A 22,609-nucleotide genomic window follows, 5' to 3' on the forward strand; every position below is an offset into this window, starting at 1 on the left:
GGCGGCCTCAGCGCTCGTGGGCGCCGAGGTCGGCCCGGGTCCGCCCGTCCGCGTCGCCGTCCCTGGCGACCCGCCGACCACGGACGTCGCGGTGCTCGGGACCACGGCGGACCCGGTCGACGGCGACGCTGTGTCGGCGCAGCCGGAGGTCGAGCCGGGCGGCGTCCCGGAAGCCGGGGGCGGCGTAGCGGTCCCCTCGGCCGAGCGGGGTCTCCAGCGACCCCTGCCAGTAGACGTTGCTGCGCGAGGCGAACGGGCCGTCGGCGTACCCGATCCGCCCGTGGCTGACGATGATGTTGCGGGTGAGCCGCAGGACTCCGGTGCCGCAGCCGCCGTCGCACCAGAAGCCCTCGGTGCGCCGGCCCGTGAGCAGGACGGTGTTGTGCCGGGCGACGGTGCCGAGGACAGGGCCGTGCCGGCTGCCGCCGCCCCGGGTCACGAGGAACTCCGAGGCCGGGAGGTCGGAGGTCACCGCGTTGTAGGCGTAGACGGTGTCCGCGGTGCGGGCGTGGCCGAGCTCGGTGAAGGTGCGGTTGTCGCTGGCCCGGTTGTGGTGGATCCGGGTGCCGACGGCACCGTAGACCTCGATGCCGGCGCCGTCGGTCCCGTAGTCGTGGGAGGAAGCCCAGTTGTCGCGGAGCTCGTTCCAGCCGATGTCGGTGTGGTCGCCCTTCACCTCGATGCCGTAGGCGCCCCAGTCGTCGTGGGGCTCGGGGGTGTCGGTGTCCATCCGGTTGTTGGCCACCAGCTCGTTGCGTCGGATGCGGGTGCGCTCGGCCCCGCTCTTCACCGTGATCCCGGCGACGTTGCCGGTGGCCCGGCTGCGCTGGATGCGGTTGTCGTCCCCCCTGACCGTGATCCCGGCCCAGGTGCAGTCGTGCACCTCGACCCCGCGCAGGGTGAGGAACGAGCCCTCGAGATGCACGCAGTCCCCGGTGATCCTGGGGCGGGCGCCCACGCCGTACGTCGAGACCCGGATCCGCGCACCCGGCTGCCCGGACTCGGCGAGGACGAGGCGGCCGGTGAACGCCGCTCCACGGCGCAGCAGCAGCCGGTCGCCGGGCGTCAGGACGGCGGCGGAGGCTCGCTCCAGCGTCCGCCAGGCGGTCTCCGGCGAGGTGCCGTCGGCCTGGTCCGATCCGCCCGGCGAGACGTGGTAGCTGGTGGACGCGTCCGCGGTGCCGGCGGCCGCCGGCACCGCTGCCCCCGGCACGACCACCAGGGCCCACGCCGCCAGGACCGGCAGGCTCAGCAGGGTGGCGGTGACGCGCGGACCGGTGCGGTGCACGGTGGCTCCTCCGGGGATCGAGGTGCCTGCGGGGCCGCAGACCCGGCTCAACCTAAGGAAACCCTCAACACTTCGGGCCTCCCCAGTCAGAGATGGCCCGAACGGTCCATCAGGTGCCGGCCCTGGTGGCCCTTCCCGTGCTGGTCCCGGCCTCGGCCGGGTCATGCGCGCGGGCCGTGAGGATGACCCAGGCCAGTGCCGCCGACGTCAGCGCGGCGCCGAGCAGGTGCGCGGCGACGAGCAGCACCGGCAGGCCCTGGGCGTACTGCACGAAGCCCACCGCCCCCTGCCCGATCTCGATGGCGAGCAGGACGCCGACAGCCCGACGCAGGTCGGGGCGTCCGGCCCGGTGCGCGAGGACCAGCAGGCCGACGGTGAGCGCCACGAACAGGTACACCGCACTCGCATGGACGTGGGAGAAGACCTGGGGGTCCAGGCCCGTGCGGGGCGAGTCCTCGTCACCCGCGTGCGGCCCGGAGCCGGTCACGACCGTGCCGAGGTAGAGCACCAGCCAGCCGGAGCCGACCACGAGCCAGGCCGTCGGCCCCAGCCGGTCCCGGGCGGCGGCGGCCGCACCGGTCTCACCGGCCGGCACGACCGGGTGCGGTGTCAGGGTCCACACCAGCCAGGTGCACAGGGCGATGAGGAGCATCGAGAGCAGCAGGTGGAAGGCGACCAGCCAGGGGTTGAGGTCGGTGAGGACGGTCAGCCCTCCGAGCACCGCCTGGGCGGGGATGCCGAGAGCCACGGCGGTCGCCAGCCTGAGCGGCAGGCGGCCGGCGACCGGCTCGGTCCGGCGGTGGGCCACCGCGGCCGCCCAGCAGGCGATGGCGATCACGACCAGCACGAAGGTCAGCAGGCGGTTCCCGAACTCGATCGCGCCGTGCAGCCCGAGCTCGCCGTGCGGCACGTAGGACGAGTCCGTGCACCGGGGCCAGGTGGGGCAGCCCAGCCCGGAGGCGGTCAGCCGGACCGCCGCGCCGGTGAGCACGATCCCGATGTTCGCCACCAGGTTGGCGATCGCCAGCGGGCGCAGGTACGTCGCGAGCACGGTCACTCCCACCTGAAGTAGCGTCCGGCGAGCACGGACCCGACAGCGGCCCACACGAGCAGCACCAGCAGCCCGGACAGGTCCGCCGAGCCGTCGACCAGGGCGGCCCGCATGACGTCACCCAGGGCCGCCGACGGCAGCACCTGCAGCACGTCGCCGGCCGCGCCGTACGACGACCTCGGGAGCACCACGCCGCCGCCCATGAGCAGCAGCAGGTAGACCAGGTTCGCCGCCGCCAGGGTCGCCTCGGCACGCAGCGTCCCGGCCAGCGCCAGCCCGAGCGAGGCGAACGCCGCGGTGCCCAGCAGGACCCCGGCCACCGTGAGCGGGAGGCCGAACGGACCGGGGTCGGGGCTCCAGCCGAGGCCGAGGGCCACCGCGCCGATGACCACGAACTGCCCGGTCTGCACGACGAGCAGGGCCCCGATCTTGCCGAGGAGCAGACCGACCCGGGGGAGCGGCGACGCCCCGAGCCGCTTGAGCAGCCCGTAGCGGCGCTCGAAGCCGGTGGCGATCGCCAGCGAGGTGAACGAGGTCGACATCACCGCCAGCGCCAGCACGCCGGGGGTGAGCACGTCGACCGGCTCCCGGGAGAGGTCCAGGCCCAGGCTGCGCGCCCCAAGGACCCCGCCGACCAGGGCGAGGACCGGGATCACCACGGCCAGCAGCAGCTGCTCGCCGTTGCGGACCAGCAGGCGGCACTCCGTGGCCGTCTGGACCCGGACCTGCCTCGACAGGGGCGCGGCGCCGGGCGCCGGGGTGAAGGCGCTGACCGGCCCGCTCATGGGCTCAGCTCCCGTCCGGTGAGCTGAAGGAAGACGTCCTCGAGGGTGCGCTGGGCCAGGGTCAGGGACTCCGGCAGCACGCCCTGCTCCTCGCACCACGCCGAGACCTTGGCCAGCGTCGAGGCGTCCGCCGGACCGGTGACCAGCAGGCTCTGCTGGTTGATCTGGGTGACCTCGGTGTCCTCGCCGAGGGCGCGCCGCAGCGACTCGGGCGCGGACTCGGGGAACGGCTCGGTGACCACCAGCCTGATGGTGGCCCGGCCCCGGGACCGGGTCAGCTCGAACGGTGAGCCACTGGCGATCACCCGGCCGTGGTCCACGACGTGGACCTGGTCGGCCAGCCGCTCGGCCTCCTCGAGGTAGTGCGTGGTGAGCACGATCGTCACCCCGGCCCCGCGGAGCTCGGTCAGCAGGTCCCACGTGGTGCGCCGCGCCGCGGGGTCCATGCCGGCGGTCGGCTCGTCCACGAAGACCAGCTCGGGCCGGCCGACCAGGGCCATCGCGAGGCCGAGCCGCTGCTGCTGGCCACCGGAGAGCCGCCGGTAGGGGGTGCGCCCGCACTCGTCGAGGCCGAGCCGCTCGACCAGCAGCCCGACCGGCACCGGGTGGGCGTGCAGCGCGGCCACGTGCCGCAGCATCTCCTCGGCGCGGATGCCCGACCAGGCGCCGCCGGACTGGAGCATGACCCCGATCCGGGGGAGCAGGTCCCGCCGCTGTCGCACCGGGTCGAGACCGAGCACCCGGACGCTTCCGGCCTGCGGACGCCGGAATCCCTCGCAGGTCTCCAGGGTCGTGGTCTTGCCGGCGCCGTTCGGCCCCAGGACCGCGGTGATGCTGCCGCGCTCGACCCGCATCGAGAGTCCGTCCACGGCCACCGTGTCGCCGTACCGCATGACGAGGCCCGTGATCTCGACGGCAGGCTCGAGCGGGGAGGGGGCGGGCACCGTCCCAGTCTAGGAAGCCGGGCCGCGGCACCCGGGGGTAAGGGGTGCCTTACTTGAACCGGTGCCAGCAATAACGCAACAATGATGTTGTGCAATTCGTCAGGACCCCCGATCAGCCCGACAGCGAGCGGCCGCAGCGCGCCGCCCGCGAGGCTGACGCGCCCACGCGCGCGCGGGTGGCCCGGTCGATCCTCGAGCAGGGTCCCTCGACCGCGGTCGAGCTGGCCCGCCGGCTGGGGCTGACCCCGGCCGCGGTCCGCCGACACCTCGACCACCTGGTCGAGGACGGTGCCGTGCAGGCCGGTGAGCAGCGCGTCCACGGGCCCCGTGGCAGGGGACGGCCGGCGCGGGTCTTCGCCCTGACCGAGTCCGGTCGCGACGCCTTCGACCAGCAGTACGACGACCTCGCCGCGCAGGCCCTCCGGTTCCTGGCCGAGCAGCAGGGCGACGAGGCCGTGCTGGAGTTCGCCCGCCGCCGGGTGGCGTTCATCGAGCGGGACTTCGCCACCGTCTCCGACCTGCACCCCGAGCTGTCGCCGCCGGAGGTGCTGGCCAGGGTGCTCACCGACGGCGGGTACGCCGCCTCCGTGCGCGCCCTGCCCATCGGCGACCAGCTCTGCCAGCAGCACTGCCCCGTGGCCCACGTCGCCCACGAGTTCCCCCAGCTGTGCGAGGCCGAGACCGAGGCGATCGCCTCCGTGCTCGGCCGCCACGTGCAGCGACTCGCCACGATCGCGCACGGTGACGGCGTGTGCACGACCTGTATCCCGAATCTCCCGACCGACGACGAGAGTGGAGCCCGACCATGACCACGACCCCCAGCATCGAAGAGCTCAACCCCGAGCTGCAGGGCATCGGCCGCTACGAGTTCGGCTGGTCCGACAAGGACGACGCGGGCGCCACCGCGACCCGCGGGCTCAACGAGGAGGTCGTCCGCGACATCTCCTCGAAGAAGAGCGAGCCGCAGTGGATGCTCGACCTCCGGCTCAAGGGCCTCAAGCTCTTCCACCGCAAGCCCATGCCCACCTGGGGCTCGGACCTGTCGGCGATCGACTTCGACAACATCAAGTACTTCGTCCGCTCCAGCGAGAAGCAGGCCACCTCGTGGGAGGACCTGCCCGAGGACATCAAGAACACCTACGACAAGCTCGGCATCCCCGAGGCGGAGAAGCAGCGCCTCGTGGCCGGCGTCGCGGCGCAGTACGAGTCCGAGGTCGTCTACCACTCGATCCGCGAGGACCTCGAGGAGCAGGGCGTCCTGTTCCTCGACACCGACACCGCGCTGCGCGAGCACCCGGAGATCTTCCAGGAGTACTTCGGCACGGTGATCCCGGTCGGCGACAACAAGTTCGCCGCGCTGAACACCTCGGTGTGGTCGGGCGGCTCGTTCATCTACGTGCCCAAGGGCGTCCACGTGGACATCCCGCTGCAGGCCTACTTCCGGATCAACACCGAGAACATGGGCCAGTTCGAGCGCACGCTGATCATCGTCGACGAGGACGCCTACGTGCACTACGTCGAGGGCTGCACCGCGCCGATCTACTCCTCCGACTCGCTGCACTCCGCGGTCGTGGAGATCATCGTCAAGAAGGGCGGCCGCTGCCGGTACACGACGATCCAGAACTGGTCGAACAACGTGTACAACCTGGTCACCAAGCGGGCGACCTGCGAGGCCGGCGCCACCATGGAGTGGGTCGACGGCAACATCGGCTCCAAGGTGACGATGAAGTACCCCGCGATCTACCTCATGGGGGAGCACGCCAAGGGCGAGACCCTGTCGATCGCGTTCGCCGGTGAGGGCCAGCACCAGGACGCCGGCGCCAAGATGGTGCACGCCGCCCCGCACACCTCGAGCTCGATCCTGAGCAAGTCGGTGGCGCGCGGCGGGGGGCGCACGTCGTACCGCGGGCTGATCCAGGTCAACGAGGGCGCGCACGGATCTAAGTCCAACGTGCTGTGCGACGCACTGCTGGTCGACCAGGTGAGCCGCTCCGACACCTACCCCTACGTCGACATCCGTGAGGACGACGTGTCGATGGGCCACGAGGCGAGCGTCTCCAAGGTCTCCGACGACCAGCTCTTCTACCTCATGTCCCGCGGCATGCAGGAGGACGAGGCGATGGCGATGATCGTGCGCGGCTTCGTCGAGCCGATCGCCAAGGAGCTCCCGATGGAGTACGCCCTCGAGCTGAACCGGCTGATCGAGATGCAGATGGAGGGCGCGGTCGGCTGAGCGCCTCCCGCGCGCCGTCCGCCCCCCCACCGGGCACCGAATCTCCCCACCCAGAAAGCGACCAGTAGTGACTGTGACTGAGACCCCGGCTGTCGCCGAGGCCATCGAGACGACGAAGGTGTCCTCGCACCTGCACCCCGAGGGGTCCTTCCGCGTGGAGGACCACCCGGTGCCCACCGGGCGCGAGGAGATCTGGCGGTTCACCCCGCTCAAGCGCCTGCGCGGCCTGCACCAGGAGACCGCCCTGACCGGGGACACCGACACCCCGGTGGTGACCGCCCCCGACGGCGTCGTCGCCGAGCTGCTCGGCGCCGACAACGCCGTGAAGGGCACCAGCGGGTTCGTCCCCAACGACCGGATCAGTGCCCGCGCCTGGGAGGCGGCGGCCCGCACCCTGTCGCTGCGGATCCCCACCGAGGCCGTGGTCGAGGAGCCGATCGTGGTCACCCTCACTGGCACCGGCACCGAGGACGCCTCGGCCACGCACGCCGTCGTCACCGCGGAGCCGCACAGCAAGGCGACGGTGGTGTTCCGCTTCGAGGGCTCGATGACGCTGGCCGACAACGTCGAGATCGTGGTCGGCGACGGCGCCCAGCTCACGGTCGTCAACATCGACGACTGGGCCGACGACGCCGTGCACGTGGGCCACCGGCACGCGCAGGTCGGCCGGGACGCCACCTTCCGGCACGTCGACGTCACCTTCGGCGGCGACGTGGTCCGCCACGACACCACCGCCGAGTACGCCGGCCCCGGTGGCAGCGTCGAGATGCTCGGGCTGTACTTCGCCGACGCCGGCCAGCACATCGAGCACCGGCTCTTCGTCGACCACAACGCGCCGAACACCGAGAGCAACGTGGTCTACAAGGGCGCGCTGCAGGGCGAGGGCGCGCACACCGTGTGGGTCGGCAACGTGCTGATCCGCAAGGTCGCCGAGGGCATCGAGACCTACGAGGAGAACCGCAACCTCGTGCTCACCGACGGCTGCCAGGCCGACTCGGTGCCGAACCTCGAGATCGAGACCGGCGAGATCGCCGGCGCCGGCCACGCCTCCGCGACCGGACGCTTCGACGACGAGCAGCTGTTCTACCTGCGCTCCCGCGGGGTCGAGGAGAACGAGGCCCGGCGGCTGGTCGTGCACGGCTTCTTCAACGACCTGATCCGTCGCATCCAGGTGCCGGCGCTCGAGGAGGAGCTGGTCGCCACCGTCGAGGCGGAGCTCGCCAAGAACGTGCTGAAGGCCTTCTGATGGCGTTCGAACGAGCCTGCGCCGTGAGCGAGGTGCCGGCCGACGAGGCCCTCGGTGTCACCATCGGCCCCCTCGACCTGGCCATCGCCCGGGACGGCGAGGAGTTCTACGCCCTGCAGGACCTCTGCTCGCACGCCGCCGTCGCGCTGTCCGAGGGGGAGGTCGTGGACTGCCAGATCGAGTGCTGGCTGCACGGCTCGCACTTCGACCTGCGCACGGGCAAGCCCACGTCGTTCCCCGCCACCGAGCCGGTGGCGACCTTCCCCGTCGAGGTGCGCGGCGAGGACCTGTACGTCGACACCGCCACGACGCTCAACGGCGTCACCCCTGACTGAACCCGCTGAGACAGCGAGAGAGCGAGAGAGCACGATGAGCACACTGGAGATCAAGGACCTGCACGTCTCGGTGGCCACCGAGGACGGTGACAAGGAGATCCTCAAGGGCGTCACGCTGACCATCAAGGACGGCGAGACGCACGCGATCATGGGTCCGAACGGCTCGGGCAAGAGCACCCTGGCCTACTCGATCGCCGGCCACCCGAAGTACACCGTCACCGGCGGCTCGGTCACCCTCGACGGCGAGGACGTCCTCGCGATGTCGGTGGACGAGCGGGCCCGGGCCGGCCTGTTCCTCGCGATGCAGTACCCGGTCGAGGTCCCCGGCGTCTCGGTGTCGAACTTCCTGCGCACCGCCAAGACCGCGGTCGACGGCGAGGCCCCCAAGCTGCGCACCTGGGTCAAGGACGTCAACTCCACGCTGGAGCGGCTCGACCTCGACGCCTCGTTCTCCCAGCGCTCGGTCAACGAGGGGTTCTCCGGCGGCGAGAAGAAGCGGCACGAGATCGCCCAGCTCGAGCTGCTCGACCCCAAGGTCGCGGTGCTCGACGAGACCGACTCGGGCCTGGACATCGACGCGCTGAAGATCGTCTCCGAGGGTGTCAACCGGTTCCGCGAGCAGGAGGGCAAGGGCGTCCTGCTGATCACGCACTACACCCGGATCCTGCGCTACATCACCCCCGACTACGTCCACGTCTTCGTCAACGGCCGGATCGCCGAGGAGGGCGGCCCGGACCTCGCCGACCAGCTCGAGGCCGAGGGCTACGACAAGTACGTCAAGGCTGGCGTCTGATCATGGCCGCCACCCTCGAGGGGCTGCTGCCCGAGCTGGAGGTGATCCGCAAGGACTTCCCGATCCTCGCGCGGACCGTCGCCGGCGGGCTGCCGCTGGTCTACCTCGACTCGGCCAACACCTCGCAGAAGCCGCAGGTGGTGATCGACACGATGGTCGACCACCTGGAGCGGCACAACGCGAACGTCGCCCGGGCGATGCACCAGCTCGGGGCCGAGTCCTCCGAGGCGTTCGAGAGCGCCCGCGACCGGGTCGCGGCGTTCATCAAGGCGCCCTCGCGCGACGAGGTGGTCTTCACCAAGAACGCCTCCGAGGCTCTCAACCTCGTCGCGAACACGCTGGCCTGGGCCCGTGGCCCGCTCGCGGTCGGTGAGGGCGACGAGGTGGTGATCACGGAGATGGAGCACCACTCCAACATCGTGCCGTGGCAGCTGCTGACCGAGCGGACCGGTGCCACGCTGCGCTGGTTCGGGCTCACCGAGGACGGCCACCTCGACACCTCGAACATCGTCGACCTGATCACCGAGCGCACCAAGGTGGTCTCGCTGACCTGGGTGTCGAACATGCTCGGCACCGTCAACCCGGTCGCCGAGATCGCCCGCCGCGCCCACGAGGTCGGCGCGATCGTCGTGGTCGACGCCTCGCAGGCGGTGCCGCAGATCCCGGTCGACGTTGTCGCCTCCGGGGCCGACGTCCTGGTCTTCACCGGCCACAAGGTGGTCGGTCCGACCGGCATCGGCGTGCTCTGGGGCCGGCGCGAGCTGCTCGAGCAGCTGCCGCCCTTCCTCGGCGGTGGCGAGATGATCGAGACCGTGACGATGCAGCGCTCGACGTACGCCGGGATCCCGCACCGGTTCGAGGCGGGCACGCCCCCGATCGTGGAGGCCGTCGGCCTCGGCGCGGCGGTCGACTACCTCGACCACATCGGCATGGAGAACATCCACCGCCACGAGCAGGCGATCACCGGCTACGCCCTCGACGGCCTGGCCACGGTGCCGGGCCTCACCGTCCTCGGTCCGCTCCAGGCGACCCAGCGGGGCGGCGCGATCTCGTTCGAGCTGGACGGCGTCCACCCGCACGACGTGGCGCAGGTGCTCGACGCCCGCGGCGTCGCCGTCCGGGCCGGGCACCACTGCGCCAAGCCGGCCCACCAGCGGTACGGCGTGCAGAGCTCGACCCGCGCGTCGTCGTACCTCTACACGACGCCGGCGGAGATCGACGCCCTGGTCGAGGCGCTGGAGTACACCCGTTCCTACTTCAAGGTGGGTTGAGCGATGTCCACGGACCTTGACGCGATGTACCAGGAGATCATCCTGGACCACTACAAGAACCCGCTCCACAAGGGCCTGCGCGACCCGTTCCAGGCCGAGGTGCACCACGTGAACCCGACCTGCGGCGACGAGGTGACGCTGCGCGTGCAGGTCGCCGACGGTCTCGTCTCCGACGTCTCCTACGACTCGGTGGGCTGCTCGATCTCGCAGGCGTCGGCCTCGGTGATGGCCGACCTGCTCATCGGCAAGCCGGTCGAGGAGGCGATGGCGGTGCACGAGAGCTTCCTGGCCCTCATGCAGGGCCGTGGCTCCGTGGAGCCGGACGAGGACGTGCTCGAGGACGGCATCGCGTTCGCCGGTGTCGCCAAGTTCCCCGCGCGCGTGAAGTGCGCACTACTGTCCTGGATGGCGTGGAAGGACGCGACCGCCCAGGCACTGGAGGAGAAGCCATGACCGACCACACTGTCGACCACACCGACCTGCCCGAGGTGGATCTCACCGGGGGCTCCAGCGTCACCACCGACGACGTGACCGAGGCGATGAAGGACGTCGTGGACCCCGAGCTCGGGATCAACGTCGTCGACCTCGGCCTGGTCTACGACGTCCACCTCGACGAGTCGGCCAACTGCGTGCTGGACATGACGCTGACCTCGGCGGCCTGCCCGCTGACCGACGTGATCATGGACCAGACCAACCAGGCGCTCGAGGGCCTGGTCGCCGACGTCGCGATCAACTGGGTCTGGATGCCGCCGTGGGGCCCGGACAAGATCACCGACGACGGCCGCGAGCAGCTGCGCGCCCTCGGTTTCAACGTCTGAGCCGCGGGTGGAGCGGTCGGCGGTCGAGGCGTTCTGGGAGCTGGCACGCTTCCACGCCAAGCTGAACACGATGCCGACCTACTTCGGGCCGACCACCCTCGAGGTGGTGCCGCCGCCGGCCTGGTCGTTCGGCGCGACGCCGGAGGTGGCCGACGAGCTCCTGACGCTGGTGCTCGCCGGCACCAAGACCGCCACGGCGAGCGCCCGCTGGGACTACGACGCCGAGGACGAGCCGCTGCCGCAGCCGGGGGCCCTGAGCATCATCCTCGACGGGAGCGGCCACCCGCGTGCGCTGATCGAGACCACCGAGGTCGCGGTGGTGCCGTTCGCCGAGGTGGACGAGGAGCACGCCCACCTCGAGGGTGAGGACGACCGGACGCTCGCCTCGTGGCGGGAGGTCCACCAGCGCTTCTTCACCGACCTCGCCGCGCCCGGGCACGCCTTCACCTCCGACATGCCGGTCGTGCTCGAGCGGTTCCGCGTGGTCTACCAGGAGGCCTAGGGTCACCGGGTCTTGCCGCTCGGCCGACCGCGGAGGACGCTGAGTCCATGGGTGTAGCCGAGCAGGTCGCGGGGCACTACGGTCGCCCGGGCCTCGAGCAGGACGTGCTCACCGCCGTGGCCGAGGCCGGCCTGGACCTGGACCACCTGCGCCCGCTGGACCTTGCCGAGATCGACGAGTTCCACCTCGGCGGTCTGGAGACGATGCGCTCGCTGCTGGCCGAGCTGGACCTGGGTCCCGGCCGCCGGCTGCTCGACGTCGGCTCCGGGATCGGGGGACCGGCCAGGCTGGCAGCCGCCGAGTTCGGCTGCCCGGCCACGGGGGTGGACCTGACGCCCGAGTTCGTCGAGACGGCGCGCACCCTGACCCGGCTGGTGGGCCTCGAGGACCAGGTCGTCTTCGAGACCGCGGACGCGGCGGCGCTGCCGTTCGCGGAGGGCGCCTTCGACCGGGCGACGATGATCCACGTCGGCATGAACCTGCCCGACAAGGCCTCGGTCTTCGCCGAGGTGCGCCGGGTCCTCGAGCCCGACGGGCTGTTCCTGATCTTCGACCAGATGCTGACCGGCGACGCCGAACCCGACTACCCGGTGCCGTGGGCCGCCGAGGCCTCGGCCTCGTTCCTCGAGACGCCGGCGCGCTACCGCGAGCTGCTCGGCGAGGCCGGCTTCACCGTCGACCTCGAGCGGGACCTGACCCACGAGGGCGTCGCCTTCTTCGAGCGGATGCGGGCCGAGGCGGACGCGGCCGGCGGGCCACCGGCGCTGGGCCTGCACGTGATGTTCGGCGCCGAGTGGCCCCAGCGGGTGGCCCACGACGCCGCGGCGCTCGTCCAGGGCGTCCTCACGGCGAACGTGGTCGTGGCGCGGGCGACCTGACCGGGGCCGCCCGGTCGGCTAGCGTCGCCGCGTGCCCCCACCTCCCGGTCCCGACGTCGTGCCCGTGCCCGGCCAGCGGCTGCCGCGCTGGGTCGAGAACTTCGGCGGCCGGCACGGCTCGACCCGGCTCGCGGTCACGGACGGGGCCCTCCGAGGCGAGGCGGAGGACGGCTCCTGGTTCGTGGCGCGGCTGCCGTTCGGGGCGTCGTACGACGGCCCGGCCGAGGTGGCCGCGTTCGCCGACGCCGCCCTGCCGCCCGCCGCCTGGGGGGTGCTGCTGGTCCGCAAGGGCGGCTTCGCCGTCGCCCGGCTGACGGGGGAGCGGATCGTGGAGTCGAAGGTCGGCCAGCGGCACGTGCAGGGCCGGACCAAGGCCGGTGGGCAGAGCCAGCAGCGGTTCGCCCGGCGCCGGGACAACCAGGCCAGGCAGGCCTACGAGGCGGCCGCGGGGCACGCCGCCCGGATCCTGGGGGAGATCGGCACCGTCGTCGGAGGCGGGGACCACGCGGCGGTCGAGGCGGTGCTCACCGACGCGAGGCTGCGTCGGGTGGAGCTCGTCGAGCCCTGGCTGGCCGTGCCGGACCCGCGGCGATCCGTGCTGGAGCAGGCGGTCAGGGATGCCTGCGCCGTGCGCGTCGAGGTCGCCAACGCCTGAGCCGGCTCCCGCTGCCGGGCCGACGACCGGAGCTACGCCCCGGTCCTCCCGTCGATCCCTTCGCGCAGCAGGTCGAGGTGCCCGCAGTGCTGGGCGTACTCGGTGACCATCCGGAGCACCAGCCAGCGCAGGTCGACGTCCTCGTGCCAGTCCAGCGGCCGCGCCGTGTCGTCGAGGTCGTGCGCCGCGACGATCTCGCGGGAGACCGCACACTCCGCGCGCCAGGCCTCGAGGTCGGCGGCGAGGTCCGCGTCCGGCGGCGGGTCGAAGTCGAGGTCGGGGTCGTCGGCGGAGACGAAGAGGAACGGCACGTCGCGACGCTCGAAGTTCTGCTGGAACCACCACCGCTCGACGCCGGCGAGGTGCCGGACCAGGCCGTGCGGTGACAGCGTGGACGGCGGCATCGGCCGGGTCCGGGCCTGCTCGGGGGTGAGGCCGCGGCACTTCATCTCCAGCGTCGCCCGGTAGTGTTCCAGGTACGCCACCAGCGCCTCACGCTCGGCCGCCACGCGCGGGATCCGGGGGCGGTCGTCGTCGGCCCAGACGGGCGAGAAGTCGTCGTCGGTCAGGCCGGACTCCGGCCGGGCCGCGCCCTCGGCACGGTGATCGCTCATGCGCCGCACTGTGCCACGTCTGCCCGGGCTGTCGATCTCGCCGGGGCTCTCGGTCCGCGATCGGCGAGGCTCTACGTTCGACAGGTTCGAGGGCCCGGAAACCTGCAGATCGTAGAGAGGCTCCCGACGTCCCGGCCGAGCACGGCTAGCCCCCGCCACCTCCACCGGACCCGTCTCCGATGCCCCCGGGTGGGAACCGGTTGGCGAGGACGACCCTGGGGCTGTACTTGCCGCACCGTGCGCACTCCTGCCACCGTGCATTGGCATTGACCCGGGTCGCCCAGGTGTGGGATCCGATCCGGCAGCGGAACGGTCTCTTCTCGTTGCTCGGCTTCATGTCGCTCCCCCTTCGGCGCGAGGCTATCGCCCGACGGTCCTCGCGTCTCAGGTCTGCCGTTGCCACGGTGGCCGGAGCCCGGTCAGAGCAGCGCGTCGAGGTGGTCCCCGAGCCGCAGGCTGAGCGCGAGCAGCGGGAAGGTCGGGTTGGCATAGCCCCCGGTGGGGAACACCGAGCTCCCCGCGACCCACAGGTTGGGCACGCCGTGCACGCGGCAGTCGGCGTCCACCACGCCCCGGCGAGGGTCGTCGGCCATGCGGGTGGTCCCCATGTGGTGCGGACCACCGATGACCCGCTCCTCCCAGCCCGGGCTCGGCGGCACCAGCCGGCCCAGCCCCTCACGGCGCAGTCTGCCGTCGAGCAGCGCCAGGGTGCGCCGCAGGCTGTCCAGGTCCTGCTCGTGCAGGCGCCAGTCGAGCCGGGCACGAGGCATCCCGAACGCGTCCCGGCCGGTGCCGAGCGTGACCCGGCTCTCCGGCTGGGGCGTCTGCTCGGCGCGGGCGTAGAGCGCATGCACGCCGACGGCCGGTGCCTGGTCGCGTGCCACCCGGACCGCCTCCCGGTACGACGCGCGCACGTCGGTCGCCGTCGCGCGGTACCACGCCCGGCCGCCCAGGTCTCGGAGCGGGTGCCGGTCGCCCGGGTCTCCGGTCGGCCGACGAGCGGCGAGCCGCCGCAGGGCGCGTTCGGCGTACACGGTGGCGCGCGGCGACCAGGACAGGAACGGCTGCCCGTCGGGGTGACCCGGGGCCTCGACGACGAGCGAGGTCGCCAGCAGGCGGTCCCGCGCCTGGGCCCGGGCGCTGGTCGCCAACGCCCCTCTGATCGTCCCGGCGCTGGGGTGGTGCCGGAGCGCGTGGAACCCGGCTCGCAGCCGGGGGTGCGGGCTCAGCAGGTGGCCGGCAGGGACGTGCAGGTGCTCCATGAAGTAGCGGCCGACGACGTCGTGCTCGTTGCCGAGCCCGGCCGGCCGGTCGGCGGTGCTCGCCAGGAGCAGCCGGGGGTTCTCGATCCCGCCGGCGGCCAGCACGAAGGCCCGCGCCGTCACTCGCAGGTCCGGGCCGCGCCAGGTGCTCACGTCAGCGTGGCCGACCCGCGCGGAGCCCGGTGCCAGGTGCAGCCCGGTGACCGTGGCGTCGGTCAGCACCGTGACGTGCGGGTGGGCCTCGAGGCCGGGGCGCGCGAGCGGACCGTAGTCCATCTTTGTGGGGCTGAACTGGTAGACGACGTGCTCGAAGTCGGGGTCCAGCTCCATGGGCGGGCGGACCAGGTCCTGCCAGGTGTCGACGTCGAACCCGGCACGGGTCAGACGCAGCAGTTCGGCGGTCTCTCGGTGGTGGCGCGACAGCTCCGCGGCGTCGATGGGCCAGCCGCCGTGCTCGACCCAGCCCCGCTCCTCGAGGTCCGAGGCGTCGAGCGGCCGACTCATGCCGCCCCACCTGTTGCCACTGCCGCCCAGGAGGCGGAACCGGGCGGTGTGCAGCGGCCAGTAGGGGTGGCCGACCACCTCTCCGCGACCCAGCATCTGGGCCCGCACGGTCTGCCGCACCCCGCCGCTCTCCAGGACCAGGACCCGACGCCCCGGGCGTCCGAGCCGCGAGGCGAGGGCGAGGCCGGCCGGCCCGGCACCGACGATGCACACGTCGCACCGCAGGTCGGTGCCCGCGGCCTCGGTCAGCGCGGAGCGCAGCATCGGCGTGCCCCCTGGTCGGCCCACTCGCCGACGGCTCGACGGCCCCCCCGGGCCACTCAGGAATGAGCCTAGCCTGAGGCCTCCCACGTGCCACGATGTCCGGCATGTGGCAACCCGAGCCCGGCTGGCAGGCGCTGCGCGCCGGAGCGGGTCCCTCGACGGTCGGCGTGTGGGCAGCGGGGGAGACGGTCGTCAAGCGGGTCGCGGCGCCGCTCCCGGGAGACCCGCCGGAGCTCTCCCGGCCCGGTCACTTCGCCTATTGGCGGCGCCCGGTGGACGTGGCGCTGCACGGCACCGTCGAGGCCACCCTCGGCCTGCGCGGGCCGGCGGCGCTCAGCGTCGTCGAGGACGACGAGGGTGCCACCCTGGTGCACCCGCGGCTCGAGGCCGGGCCGGCCGGGCCGCCGACCGGTCCGTTCGCCGCCCGCGCCCTGGGCCGCTTCGCGGGGTGCGAGGTGCCGGACCTGCCGTGGCTGGCCCGCGGCCAGCTGGCCGACCGACTGTCCGCCGTCGAGCGACGCGGAGGCTGGGGGACCCTGGCCCGCACCACCGTGGCCGACGTCGCGGACGCGCTGTGGTCTCGGCGGACGAGTCTGCTCGGCCGCCTGGCCGAGCTCCCACAGGTCCTGCAGCACGGTGACCCGGTGCCGGCGAACCTGGTCCGCGCCGAGGGCGAGGACGTGCTCGCCCTCGACTGGTCCACGCTCGGCTCGGGTCCGGTCGGCGGCGACGCCGGCTACTGGACGCTCAGCGCCCGGGAGGGCTTCGAGGTGCTGGTCGCGGCCTACTGCTCCGGGCTCCCCGCCGGTCTCGCCTCCGCGGAGCAGGTGCTGCTCGGGGCCCGGGTCACCGCCGTCCTGACCGCCCTCACCCGGGCCGACTGGGCGCTGGCGCGGGTCGCCGGGGGAGAGGGCGCGCTCGCCGGGAAGTACCGCCACCCCAGCGTGGCGCCGTACCTGCGGTCCCTGCAGCGGCTGCTGCCGGAGATCGAGGCGCTGCTGGACGGCTGATCAGAGGCGAGTCGCCGCGAACGTGTCGCAGGCCTCGAAGTCGCCGGTGTCGAAGCCGGTCCGGAACCAGCGCTGCCGCTGCTCGGCCGAGCCGTGCGTCCAGCCCTCGGGGTTCACCCGGCCGGACGTCTTCTGCTGGATCCGGTCGTCACCGACGGACTCCGCCGCCTCGATGGCCAGCCGGATGTCGTCGTCGGTGAGCTCGGAGATCAGCGCCTCGCCCGCGGCGTCGTCGGTGCGGGTCGCCCCGCGCGCCCACATCCCCGCGTAGCAGTCGGCCTGCAGCTCCAGGCGGACGGCGTCGGAGTCCGGACCCTGCTGGGTGCGGACCCGGCCCATGCTGCCGGTGAGGTTCTGGACGTGGTGGCCGTACTCGTGGCCGATGACGTAGTACTCCACGAAACCGCCGTCGGGGCCGCCGAGCTGCCGCTCCAGCACCTCGTCGAAGAACCCGGTGTCGAGGTAGACCGTCGAGTCCCGAGGGCAGTAGAACGGTCCGACCTGCGAGGTCGCATCGCCGCAGCCGGTGCTGACGGTGTCCTGGAAGGTCGTGGTCAGCGCGAGCTGGTAGGGCGTCCCGGACATGGACTCGAGGTTGTCGCCCCAGTAGTCCTGGATCGAGTTCACCACCGCCACCCGGGCACAGTCGGCGCTCTCGTTGGCGTCGGCGCCGGTCCGGCAGTCGTCGTACCGCTCGGAGCCCTGCACCTGCGCCGGGTCCAGCCCGGTCGACGAGCCACCGGGCAGGCCGCCCGTGCCGCCGCCGTCGCCCAGGCACTGGGTGAGCACCACGAACAGCACGATCACCAGCAGCCCGGTCATGCCGCCGCCGGCCTTGATCCCACCGGGGACCCGGATCTGCTGGCCGCCACCGCGGCCTCCCAGGGCGCCACCGAGACCGCCGCCGGAGCGGCCGCGTCCGGAGTCGCGGACCTGGCCGCGGTCCAGCCTGGCCTTGGGGTTGAACCGCATGGTGCCTCCGCTGCCCTCCGATGCGGGCCACCGGGCCCCTCGCCCGTAGACTACGCACCCTCATGATCTCCGCCCAACAGCTCGAAGTCCGTGCCGGCGCGCGCCTCCTGATGGAGAACGTCAGCTTCCGCATCGCCGCCGGCGACAAGGTCGGCCTGGTCGGCCGCAACGGCGCCGGCAAGACCACGCTCACCAAGATCCTCGCCGGCGACGCCCTGCCCGCCAGTGGCCAGGTGCTGCGTACCGGCGACGTCGGCTACCTCCCTCAGGACCCGCGCACCGGCGACCCGGAGGTCCTCGCCCGCGACCGGATCCTCTCCGCCCGCGGCATCGACGACGCGGTGCGTCGCCTGCGCGAGGCCGAGGTCGAGATGGGCTCCGACGACCCGGCGGTGGCCGAGCGGGCGATGAAGCGCTACACCCGGGCCGACTCCGAGCTGCACGCCGGCGGGGGGTACGCCGCGGAGGCCGAGGCCTCGCGGATCGCGCACAGCCTCGGCATCGAGGAGCGGATCCTCGGCCAACCCCTCCGCACCCTCTCCGGCGGGCAGCGGCGCCGCGTCGAGCTGGCCCGGATCCTCTTCTCCGGTGCCGAGACCCTGCTCCTCGACGAGCCGACCAACCACCTCGACGCCGACTCGATCGTCTGGCTGCGGGAGTTCCTCCGCAGCCACCAGGGCGGCCTGATCGTGATCAGCCACGACAACGAGCTGCTCGAGGCCTGCGTGACGAAGGTGCTGCACCTCGACGCCAACCGGGCCGAGATCGACGTCTACAACATGGGCTGGCGCGCCTACCTCACCCAGCGCGAGACAGACGAGCGGCGCCGCAAGCGGGAGCGGCAGAACGCCGCGACCAAGGCCAAGACCCTGACCGACCAGGCGAACCGGATGCGGGCCAAGGCCAGCAAGGCCTCGGCCGCGCAGTCGATGCTGAAGCGGGCCGAGAAGATGATGGACGGCGTCGAGGCCGAGCGGCGCAGCGACAAGGTGGCCCGGATCGCCTTCCCGGCCCCCGCCCCCTGCGGGAAGACGCCGCTCACGGCCGCCGAGCTGTCGAAGTCCTACGGGTCGCTCGAGGTCTTCACCGACGTCGACCTCGCGATCGACAAGGGCAGCCGGGTGGTGATCCTCGGCCTCAACGGTGCCGGCAAGACCACGATGCTGCGGATCCTGGCCGGCGTCGACGAGGCGGACACCGGGCAGGTCCTGCCCGGGCACGGGCTGAAGGTCGGCTACTACGCCCAGGAGCACGAGACCCTGGACACCGGCCGGACGGTGCTCGAGAACATGCAGTCCGCGGCCCCGCAGCTGACCGACACCGAGGCCCGCAGCGTGCTCGGCTCGTTCCTGTTCTCCGGCGACGACGCCCACAAGTCGGCCGGCGTGCTCAGCGGTGGCGAGAAGACCCGTCTGGCCCTGGCCAGCCTGGTGGTCTCCAGCGCCAACGTGCTGCTGCTCGACGAGCCCACCAACAACCTCGACCCGGCCTCGCGCGAGGAGGTGCTGGCCGCGATCCGCACCTACGCCGGGGCGATCGTGCTGGTCACCCACGACGAGGGTGCGGTGCGGGCCCTGGAGCCGGACCGGGTGCTGCTGCTGCCGGACGGCGACGAGGACCTCTGGAACGACGGGTACGCCGACCTGGTGTCGCTGGCCTGAGCCCGCGGCGTACCGGAACAAAGCGACCCGGCACGGCGTTGATCAGGCGTCGCGCGGCGAGGACGGTGGGGTGAGACATGTCAGGGATGCACGGGATGGGCGCCACCTGGCGCCATCTGCGCTCGGACCGGAGCGTGGTCGCCAGCAAGCTCGACCGCGGCACCGTCCGCCGGGTGCTCTCGTTCGCCCGGCCGCACCGGCGTCTGATCGCGGGCTTCCTGGCGCTGACCGTCGTCGACGCCTGCCTGGTCGTGGTGACCCCGCTGCTGGTGCAGCGGATCATCGACGACGGCATCCTGAAGGGTGACACCCGACTGGTGACGACGCTGGCGCTGGCGATGGCCGGCACCGCGATCTTCGGCGGCGTGCTCACGGTCGCCTCGAGCTACCTGTCCTCGCGCATCGGGGAGGGGCTGATCTACGACCTGCGCACCCGGGTCTTCGGCCACGTCCAGCGGCAGTCGCTGGCGTTCTTCACGCGCACCCAGACCGGGGCGCTGGTCTCCCGCCTCAACAACGACGTCGTCGGCGCGCAGCGGGCGTTCACCTCCACGCTGTCGAGCACCGTGTCCAACCTGATCTCGGTGGTCGTGGTCGGCATCGCGATGCTGGCCCTGAGCTGGCAGGTCACCGTGCTCTGCCTGCTGCTGTTCCCGATCCTGCTGGTCACCTCGCGCTGGGTCAGCGGCAAGCTGGCCGGGCTCACCCGGGAGCAGATGGACGGCAACGCCGACATGGGCAACGTCATGACCGAGCGGTTCAACGTCGGCGGCGCGATGCTGCTGCGGCTCTTCGGCCGCCGCGGCGAGGAGGACGCGCTCTTCGCCGGCAAGGCCGGCCTGGTCCGTGACCTGGGCGTCCGGATCGCCCTGATCACCCGGATCTTCGGCGCCGTGCTGATGACCGTGCCCGCCCTGGCGACCGCCCTCGTGTACGGCGTCGGCGGCTACCTCGCCGTCCAGGGCGACCTGACCGTCGGGACGCTGCTGGCGCTGGCCACGCTGCTGCTGCGGCTGCTCGGCCCGCTCCAGGGGCTCTCGAACGTCCGGATCGACGTGATGACCGCGCTGGTCAGCTTCGAGCGGGTCTTCGAGGTGCTCGACCTGCCCTCCTCCATCCGCGAGCGTGAGGACGCGGTGCCGCTGCCCCGCAGCGCCTCCCGGGTCGAGTTCGACCACGTCGCGTTCCGCTACCCGCGCGCCGACGAGGTCTCGCTGGCCTCGCTGGAGGCGGTCGCCCGGACCGAGAGCCGCGACAGCGGCCCGGTCCTCCACGACATCACCTTCACCGCCGAACCGGGGCAGATGGTGGCCCTGGTCGGCCCGTCGGGTGCCGGGAAGACCACGATCACCCACCTCGTCGCCCGCCTCTACGACGTCGAGTCCGGCTCGGTCCGGGTCGGTGGCCACGACGTCCGCGAGGTCAGCCTCGAGTCGCTGGAGGACGTGGTCGGCTACGTCACCCAGGACGCGCACATGTTCCACGACACGATCCGGGCGAACCTCGTCTACGCCAAGCCGGGCGCGGACGAGCAGTCGCTGTGGAGCGCCCTCGAGGCCGCCCAGATCGCCAGGCTGGTCCGGCAGCTGCCCGACGGCCTGGACACGGTCGTGGGGGACCGCGGATACCGGCTCTCGGGCGGGGAGCGGCAGCGGCTGGCGATCGCCCGGCTGCTGCTCAAGGCGCCCTCGATCGTCGTCCTCGACGAGGCCACCGCGCACCTGGACTCCGAGTCGGAGGCGGCCGTCCAGCGGGCGCTCGACGCCGCTCTCGAGGGCCGCACCAGCCTGGTCATCGCGCACCGGCTGTCCACGATCCGCGAGGCGGACCGGATCCTGGTGATCGACGAGGGGCGGGTCGTGCAGTCCGGCACCCACCACGAGCTGATCGCCGAGGGCGGCCTGTACGGCCTGCTGCACCGCACCCAGTTCGTCGACGACCTCGACGACAGGCACCCTGTGCCCTGAGTCGGCCGGCTGGCACAGTGGGGTCATGGACCTGCAGCTGCGCGATCACGTGTACGTCGTCACCGGCGGGGCCCGCGGCCTCGGCCGGGCCACCGCCGACCAGCTGGTGGCCGAAGAGGCCCGCGTGGTGCTCTCGGGACGGAGCAAGGAGGCGCTCGACGCCGCCGTGGCCGACCTGGGCGACGCGGCCCGCGCCGTCGTCGCCGACAACGCCGACCCCGGCACGCCGTCCCGGCTGGTCGCCGCGGCCCGGGAGGAGTTCGGCCGGCTCGACGGCGTGCTGGTCTCGGTCGGCGGGCCGCCCACGGGCACCGTCACCGGCACCAGCGACGAGGACTGGACCCGGTCCTTCGAGTCGGTCTTCCTGGGCGCGGTCCGGGTGGCCCGAGAGGTCGCCGGCGCGCTCGATGAGGGCGGCTCGATCACGTTCGTGCTCTCCTCCTCGGTGCGCTCGCCGCTGGCCAACCTGGCCATCTCCAACGGACTGCGGCCGGGTCTGGCCATGGTCGCCAAGACCCTCGCCGACGAGCTGGGCCCGCGCGGCGTCCGGGTGAACGGGCTCCTGCCCGGCCGGATCGGGACCGACCGGCTGGCCGAGCTGGACGCCTCCACCGGCGACGCCGAGGCCGCCAAGGAGCGGGCCGTCGCCGGGATCCCGCTCGGCCGCTACGGCGACCCGGAGGAGTTCGGCCGGGCGGCCGCGTTCCTCATGTCGCCGGCGTCATCCTTCGTCTCCGGCGTCATGCTGCCCGTCGACGGAGGCATGCTGCGTGCGCTGTGAGGGGCGGCCGCCGCGCCACTCGTCGTACGCGAGGTAGCCGAAGCCGACCACCGCGAGCAGCCCGAAGAACCACCACTGCAGTCCGTAGAAGAAGTGCGGCCCGTCGTTCAGCTCCGGGAGCTCCGCCGGCGCGAGTGGGTCCGCCGGCTCCGGGCTCTCCTCGACGAGGTCGACGAAGCCGCGGTACGTCGCCAGGTCGAGCGCCTCGGAGATGGCGGTGCTGGAGATCGCCCGGGTGGAGGCATCGGTGACCTTGACGGCGTCCCCGGTGGCGTCGGCCCGGACCCAGCCGGTGACCGTCACCGGGCCGGGCGGGGGAGCCGGCACCTCGTCCGGCGAGGTGCCGGAGTTCTCCGTGGCCAGCCAGCCGCGGTCGACGAGCAGCGCCGGGCCGTCGTCCGTGAGCAGTGGCACCACGACGTCGATGCCCGAGGCGCCGTCCCGGGTGCGGTAGCGGACCACCACCGTGCGGGACGCGTCGTACCGGCCGGTGGCGGTGACCCGGCGCCACTGGTCCTCGCGGTCGACACCCTCGTCAAGGGAGAGCACCTCGGCGACCGGCACCGGGTCGGCGGCGGTGTTGCGCTCGACGATCGCGTTGCGGTCCTGCCGGTCGTCGAGCCGGTGGAACTGCCACTGGCCGAGCAGCCAGGCCAGCCAGGCCAGCAGGACGACCACCGCGCCGAAGACGATCCAGCGCCGAGAGAGGAGGAACGACGCGGAACGCACGCCTCCGAGGCTAGCCGGGGCCTCCCACCGTCCGCGGACCGGCCCG

The 22,609-nt window shown here is 72.7% G+C and carries 23 protein-coding genes; 15 read left to right on the plus strand and 8 right to left on the minus strand.

From position 1 onward, the window contains the following. Positions 1–7: 7 nt before the first annotated feature. From IE331_RS07135 to IE331_RS07150, 4 genes are all read right to left on the minus strand, one after another. Complete coding sequence (locus tag IE331_RS07135; protein WP_192142051.1) at positions 8–1,288, minus strand: right-handed parallel beta-helix repeat-containing protein; 1,281 nt, start codon at positions 1,286–1,288, stop codon at positions 8–10. A gap of 109 nt (positions 1,289–1,397) precedes the next feature. Then, complete coding sequence (locus tag IE331_RS07140) at positions 1,398–2,351, minus strand: COX15/CtaA family protein (RefSeq protein WP_192142053.1); 954 nt, start codon at positions 2,349–2,351, stop codon at positions 1,398–1,400. Further along, positions 2,342–3,124 (minus strand): ABC transporter permease, encoded by a 783-nt coding sequence (locus IE331_RS07145; protein WP_192142055.1) that lies wholly within the window; start codon positions 3,122–3,124, stop codon positions 2,342–2,344. Before IE331_RS07145 ends, IE331_RS07140 begins: the two co-directional genes overlap by 10 nt. Further along, positions 3,121–4,068, minus strand: coding sequence for an ABC transporter ATP-binding protein (locus tag IE331_RS07150; RefSeq protein WP_318646791.1), 948 nt, complete (start codon positions 4,066–4,068; stop codon positions 3,121–3,123). Before IE331_RS07150 ends, IE331_RS07145 begins: the two co-directional genes overlap by 4 nt. Positions 4,069–4,157: 89 nt before the next feature. On the opposite strand from IE331_RS07150, the gene IE331_RS07155 reads away from it, so the two are divergent. From IE331_RS07155 to IE331_RS07205, 11 genes are all read left to right on the plus strand, one after another. Then, a complete protein-coding gene (locus IE331_RS07155; RefSeq protein ID WP_192142057.1) occupies positions 4,158–4,877 on the plus strand; it encodes a helix-turn-helix transcriptional regulator in 720 nt (239 codons plus the stop codon). Beyond that, positions 4,874–6,301 carry a Fe-S cluster assembly protein SufB gene (gene sufB / locus IE331_RS07160; RefSeq protein ID WP_192142059.1) on the plus strand — a complete coding sequence of 476 codons (1,428 nt, stop codon included), beginning with the start codon at positions 4,874–4,876 and terminating at the stop codon, positions 6,299–6,301. The genes IE331_RS07155 and sufB overlap by 4 nt, the downstream gene beginning before the upstream one ends. A gap of 67 nt (positions 6,302–6,368) precedes the next feature. Then, positions 6,369–7,547 (plus strand): Fe-S cluster assembly protein SufD, encoded by a 1,179-nt coding sequence (gene sufD, locus IE331_RS07165; RefSeq protein ID WP_192142062.1) that lies wholly within the window; start codon positions 6,369–6,371, stop codon positions 7,545–7,547. Further along, the gene (locus IE331_RS07170; RefSeq protein WP_192142064.1) at positions 7,547–7,882 is read left to right on the plus strand and encodes a non-heme iron oxygenase ferredoxin subunit; all 336 of its coding nucleotides are present in this window, start codon (positions 7,547–7,549) and stop codon (positions 7,880–7,882) included. The genes sufD and IE331_RS07170 overlap by 1 nt, the downstream gene beginning before the upstream one ends. A 34-nt stretch (positions 7,883–7,916) precedes the next feature. Further along, complete coding sequence (gene sufC, locus IE331_RS07175) at positions 7,917–8,675, plus strand: Fe-S cluster assembly ATPase SufC (protein WP_192142066.1); 759 nt, start codon at positions 7,917–7,919, stop codon at positions 8,673–8,675. A 2-nt stretch (positions 8,676–8,677) separates the two neighbouring features. Further along, positions 8,678–9,946: a cysteine desulfurase gene (locus IE331_RS07180; RefSeq protein ID WP_192142068.1), complete on the plus strand. Its 1,269-nt coding sequence runs from the start codon at positions 8,678–8,680 to the stop codon at positions 9,944–9,946. A gap of 3 nt (positions 9,947–9,949) precedes the next feature. Then, complete coding sequence (sufU, locus tag IE331_RS07185) at positions 9,950–10,399, plus strand: Fe-S cluster assembly sulfur transfer protein SufU (RefSeq protein ID WP_192142070.1); 450 nt, start codon at positions 9,950–9,952, stop codon at positions 10,397–10,399. Further along, on the plus strand, positions 10,396–10,764 hold the full coding sequence (locus tag IE331_RS07190) for a metal-sulfur cluster assembly factor (RefSeq protein ID WP_192142072.1): 369 nt from the start codon (positions 10,396–10,398) through the stop codon (positions 10,762–10,764). The genes sufU and IE331_RS07190 overlap by 4 nt, the downstream gene beginning before the upstream one ends. Positions 10,765–10,771: 7 nt before the next feature. Beyond that, positions 10,772–11,266: an ASCH domain-containing protein gene (locus IE331_RS07195; protein WP_201931359.1), complete on the plus strand. Its 495-nt coding sequence runs from the start codon at positions 10,772–10,774 to the stop codon at positions 11,264–11,266. Positions 11,267–11,313: 47 nt separating this feature from the next. Further along, on the plus strand, positions 11,314–12,144 hold the full coding sequence (locus tag IE331_RS07200) for an SAM-dependent methyltransferase (protein ID WP_192142074.1): 831 nt from the start codon (positions 11,314–11,316) through the stop codon (positions 12,142–12,144). 31 nt (positions 12,145–12,175) lie between these two features. Further along, complete coding sequence (locus IE331_RS07205; protein ID WP_192142076.1) at positions 12,176–12,799, plus strand: acVLRF1 family peptidyl-tRNA hydrolase; 624 nt, start codon at positions 12,176–12,178, stop codon at positions 12,797–12,799. A gap of 32 nt (positions 12,800–12,831) precedes the next feature. Here the strand turns inward: IE331_RS07205 and IE331_RS07210 are convergent, their stop codons facing one another. Together IE331_RS07210 and IE331_RS07215 are read right to left on the minus strand one after the other, a co-directional pair. Continuing rightward, a complete protein-coding gene (locus IE331_RS07210; protein WP_192142077.1) occupies positions 12,832–13,413 on the minus strand; it encodes a DinB family protein in 582 nt (193 codons plus the stop codon). A 419-nt stretch (positions 13,414–13,832) separates the two neighbouring features. Beyond that, the gene (locus IE331_RS07215) at positions 13,833–15,443 is read right to left on the minus strand and encodes a GMC oxidoreductase (protein WP_192142078.1); all 1,611 of its coding nucleotides are present in this window, start codon (positions 15,441–15,443) and stop codon (positions 13,833–13,835) included. A gap of 104 nt (positions 15,444–15,547) precedes the next feature. Between IE331_RS07215 and IE331_RS07220 the strand changes: the two genes are divergently transcribed. Continuing rightward, positions 15,548–16,453, plus strand: coding sequence for a phosphotransferase (locus tag IE331_RS07220; RefSeq protein ID WP_192142079.1), 906 nt, complete (start codon positions 15,548–15,550; stop codon positions 16,451–16,453). On the opposite strand, the gene ypfJ is transcribed toward IE331_RS07220, so the two are convergent. Continuing rightward, a complete protein-coding gene (gene ypfJ, locus IE331_RS07225) occupies positions 16,454–17,425 on the minus strand; it encodes a KPN_02809 family neutral zinc metallopeptidase (RefSeq protein WP_192142080.1) in 972 nt (323 codons plus the stop codon). It abuts the gene before it with no gap. 62 nt (positions 17,426–17,487) lie between these two features. On the opposite strand from ypfJ, the gene abc-f reads away from it, so the two are divergent. The 3 genes from abc-f (at position 17,488) to IE331_RS07240 (ending at position 21,834) form a co-directional block, all read left to right on the plus strand. Continuing rightward, positions 17,488–19,086 carry a ribosomal protection-like ABC-F family protein gene (gene abc-f, locus IE331_RS07230; RefSeq protein ID WP_192142081.1) on the plus strand — a complete coding sequence of 533 codons (1,599 nt, stop codon included), beginning with the start codon at positions 17,488–17,490 and terminating at the stop codon, positions 19,084–19,086. Between the two features lie 77 nt (positions 19,087–19,163). Further along, positions 19,164–21,053: an ABC transporter ATP-binding protein gene (locus IE331_RS07235; RefSeq protein WP_192142082.1), complete on the plus strand. Its 1,890-nt coding sequence runs from the start codon at positions 19,164–19,166 to the stop codon at positions 21,051–21,053. Between the two features lie 25 nt (positions 21,054–21,078). Continuing rightward, positions 21,079–21,834, plus strand: a complete 756-nt coding sequence (locus IE331_RS07240) for an SDR family oxidoreductase (RefSeq protein ID WP_192142083.1) — start codon at positions 21,079–21,081, stop codon at positions 21,832–21,834. On the opposite strand, the gene IE331_RS07245 is transcribed toward IE331_RS07240, so the two are convergent. Next, positions 21,775–22,563, minus strand: coding sequence for an SURF1 family cytochrome oxidase biogenesis protein (locus IE331_RS07245; protein ID WP_192142085.1), 789 nt, complete (start codon positions 22,561–22,563; stop codon positions 21,775–21,777). The two genes, IE331_RS07240 and IE331_RS07245, sit on opposite strands and share 60 nt — an antisense overlap. Positions 22,564–22,609: the final 46 nt, after the last annotated feature.

It is taken from the genome of Nocardioides donggukensis, assembly GCF_014842875.1.
Lineage (GTDB): Bacteria > Actinomycetota > Actinomycetes > Propionibacteriales > Nocardioidaceae > Nocardioides > Nocardioides donggukensis.

Excerpts from the sequence above, each read along its gene's own strand:
- IE331_RS07145 (WP_192142055.1), bottom strand. The coding sequence starts at position 3,124 with ATGAGCGGGCCGGTCAGCGCCTTCACCCCGGCGCCCGGCGCCGCGCCC.
- sufB (WP_192142059.1), top strand. The coding sequence starts at position 4,874 with ATGACCACGACCCCCAGCATCGAAGAGCTCAACCCCGAGCTGCAGGGC.
- IE331_RS07170 (WP_192142064.1), top strand. The coding sequence starts at position 7,547 with ATGGCGTTCGAACGAGCCTGCGCCGTGAGCGAGGTGCCGGCCGACGAG.
- sufC (WP_192142066.1), top strand. The coding sequence starts at position 7,917 with ATGAGCACACTGGAGATCAAGGACCTGCACGTCTCGGTGGCCACCGAG.
- IE331_RS07180 (WP_192142068.1), top strand. The coding sequence starts at position 8,678 with ATGGCCGCCACCCTCGAGGGGCTGCTGCCCGAGCTGGAGGTGATCCGC.
- sufU (WP_192142070.1), top strand. The coding sequence starts at position 9,950 with ATGTCCACGGACCTTGACGCGATGTACCAGGAGATCATCCTGGACCAC.
- IE331_RS07190 (WP_192142072.1), top strand. The coding sequence starts at position 10,396 with ATGACCGACCACACTGTCGACCACACCGACCTGCCCGAGGTGGATCTC.
- IE331_RS07200 (WP_192142074.1), top strand. The coding sequence starts at position 11,314 with ATGGGTGTAGCCGAGCAGGTCGCGGGGCACTACGGTCGCCCGGGCCTC.
- IE331_RS07210 (WP_192142077.1), bottom strand. The coding sequence starts at position 13,413 with ATGAGCGATCACCGTGCCGAGGGCGCGGCCCGGCCGGAGTCCGGCCTG.
- IE331_RS07215 (WP_192142078.1), bottom strand. The coding sequence starts at position 15,443 with ATGCTGCGCTCCGCGCTGACCGAGGCCGCGGGCACCGACCTGCGGTGC.
- IE331_RS07220 (WP_192142079.1), top strand. The coding sequence starts at position 15,548 with ATGTGGCAACCCGAGCCCGGCTGGCAGGCGCTGCGCGCCGGAGCGGGT.
- ypfJ (WP_192142080.1), bottom strand. The coding sequence starts at position 17,425 with ATGCGGTTCAACCCCAAGGCCAGGCTGGACCGCGGCCAGGTCCGCGAC.
- abc-f (WP_192142081.1), top strand. The coding sequence starts at position 17,488 with ATGATCTCCGCCCAACAGCTCGAAGTCCGTGCCGGCGCGCGCCTCCTG.
- IE331_RS07235 (WP_192142082.1), top strand. The coding sequence starts at position 19,164 with ATGTCAGGGATGCACGGGATGGGCGCCACCTGGCGCCATCTGCGCTCG.
- IE331_RS07240 (WP_192142083.1), top strand. The coding sequence starts at position 21,079 with ATGGACCTGCAGCTGCGCGATCACGTGTACGTCGTCACCGGCGGGGCC.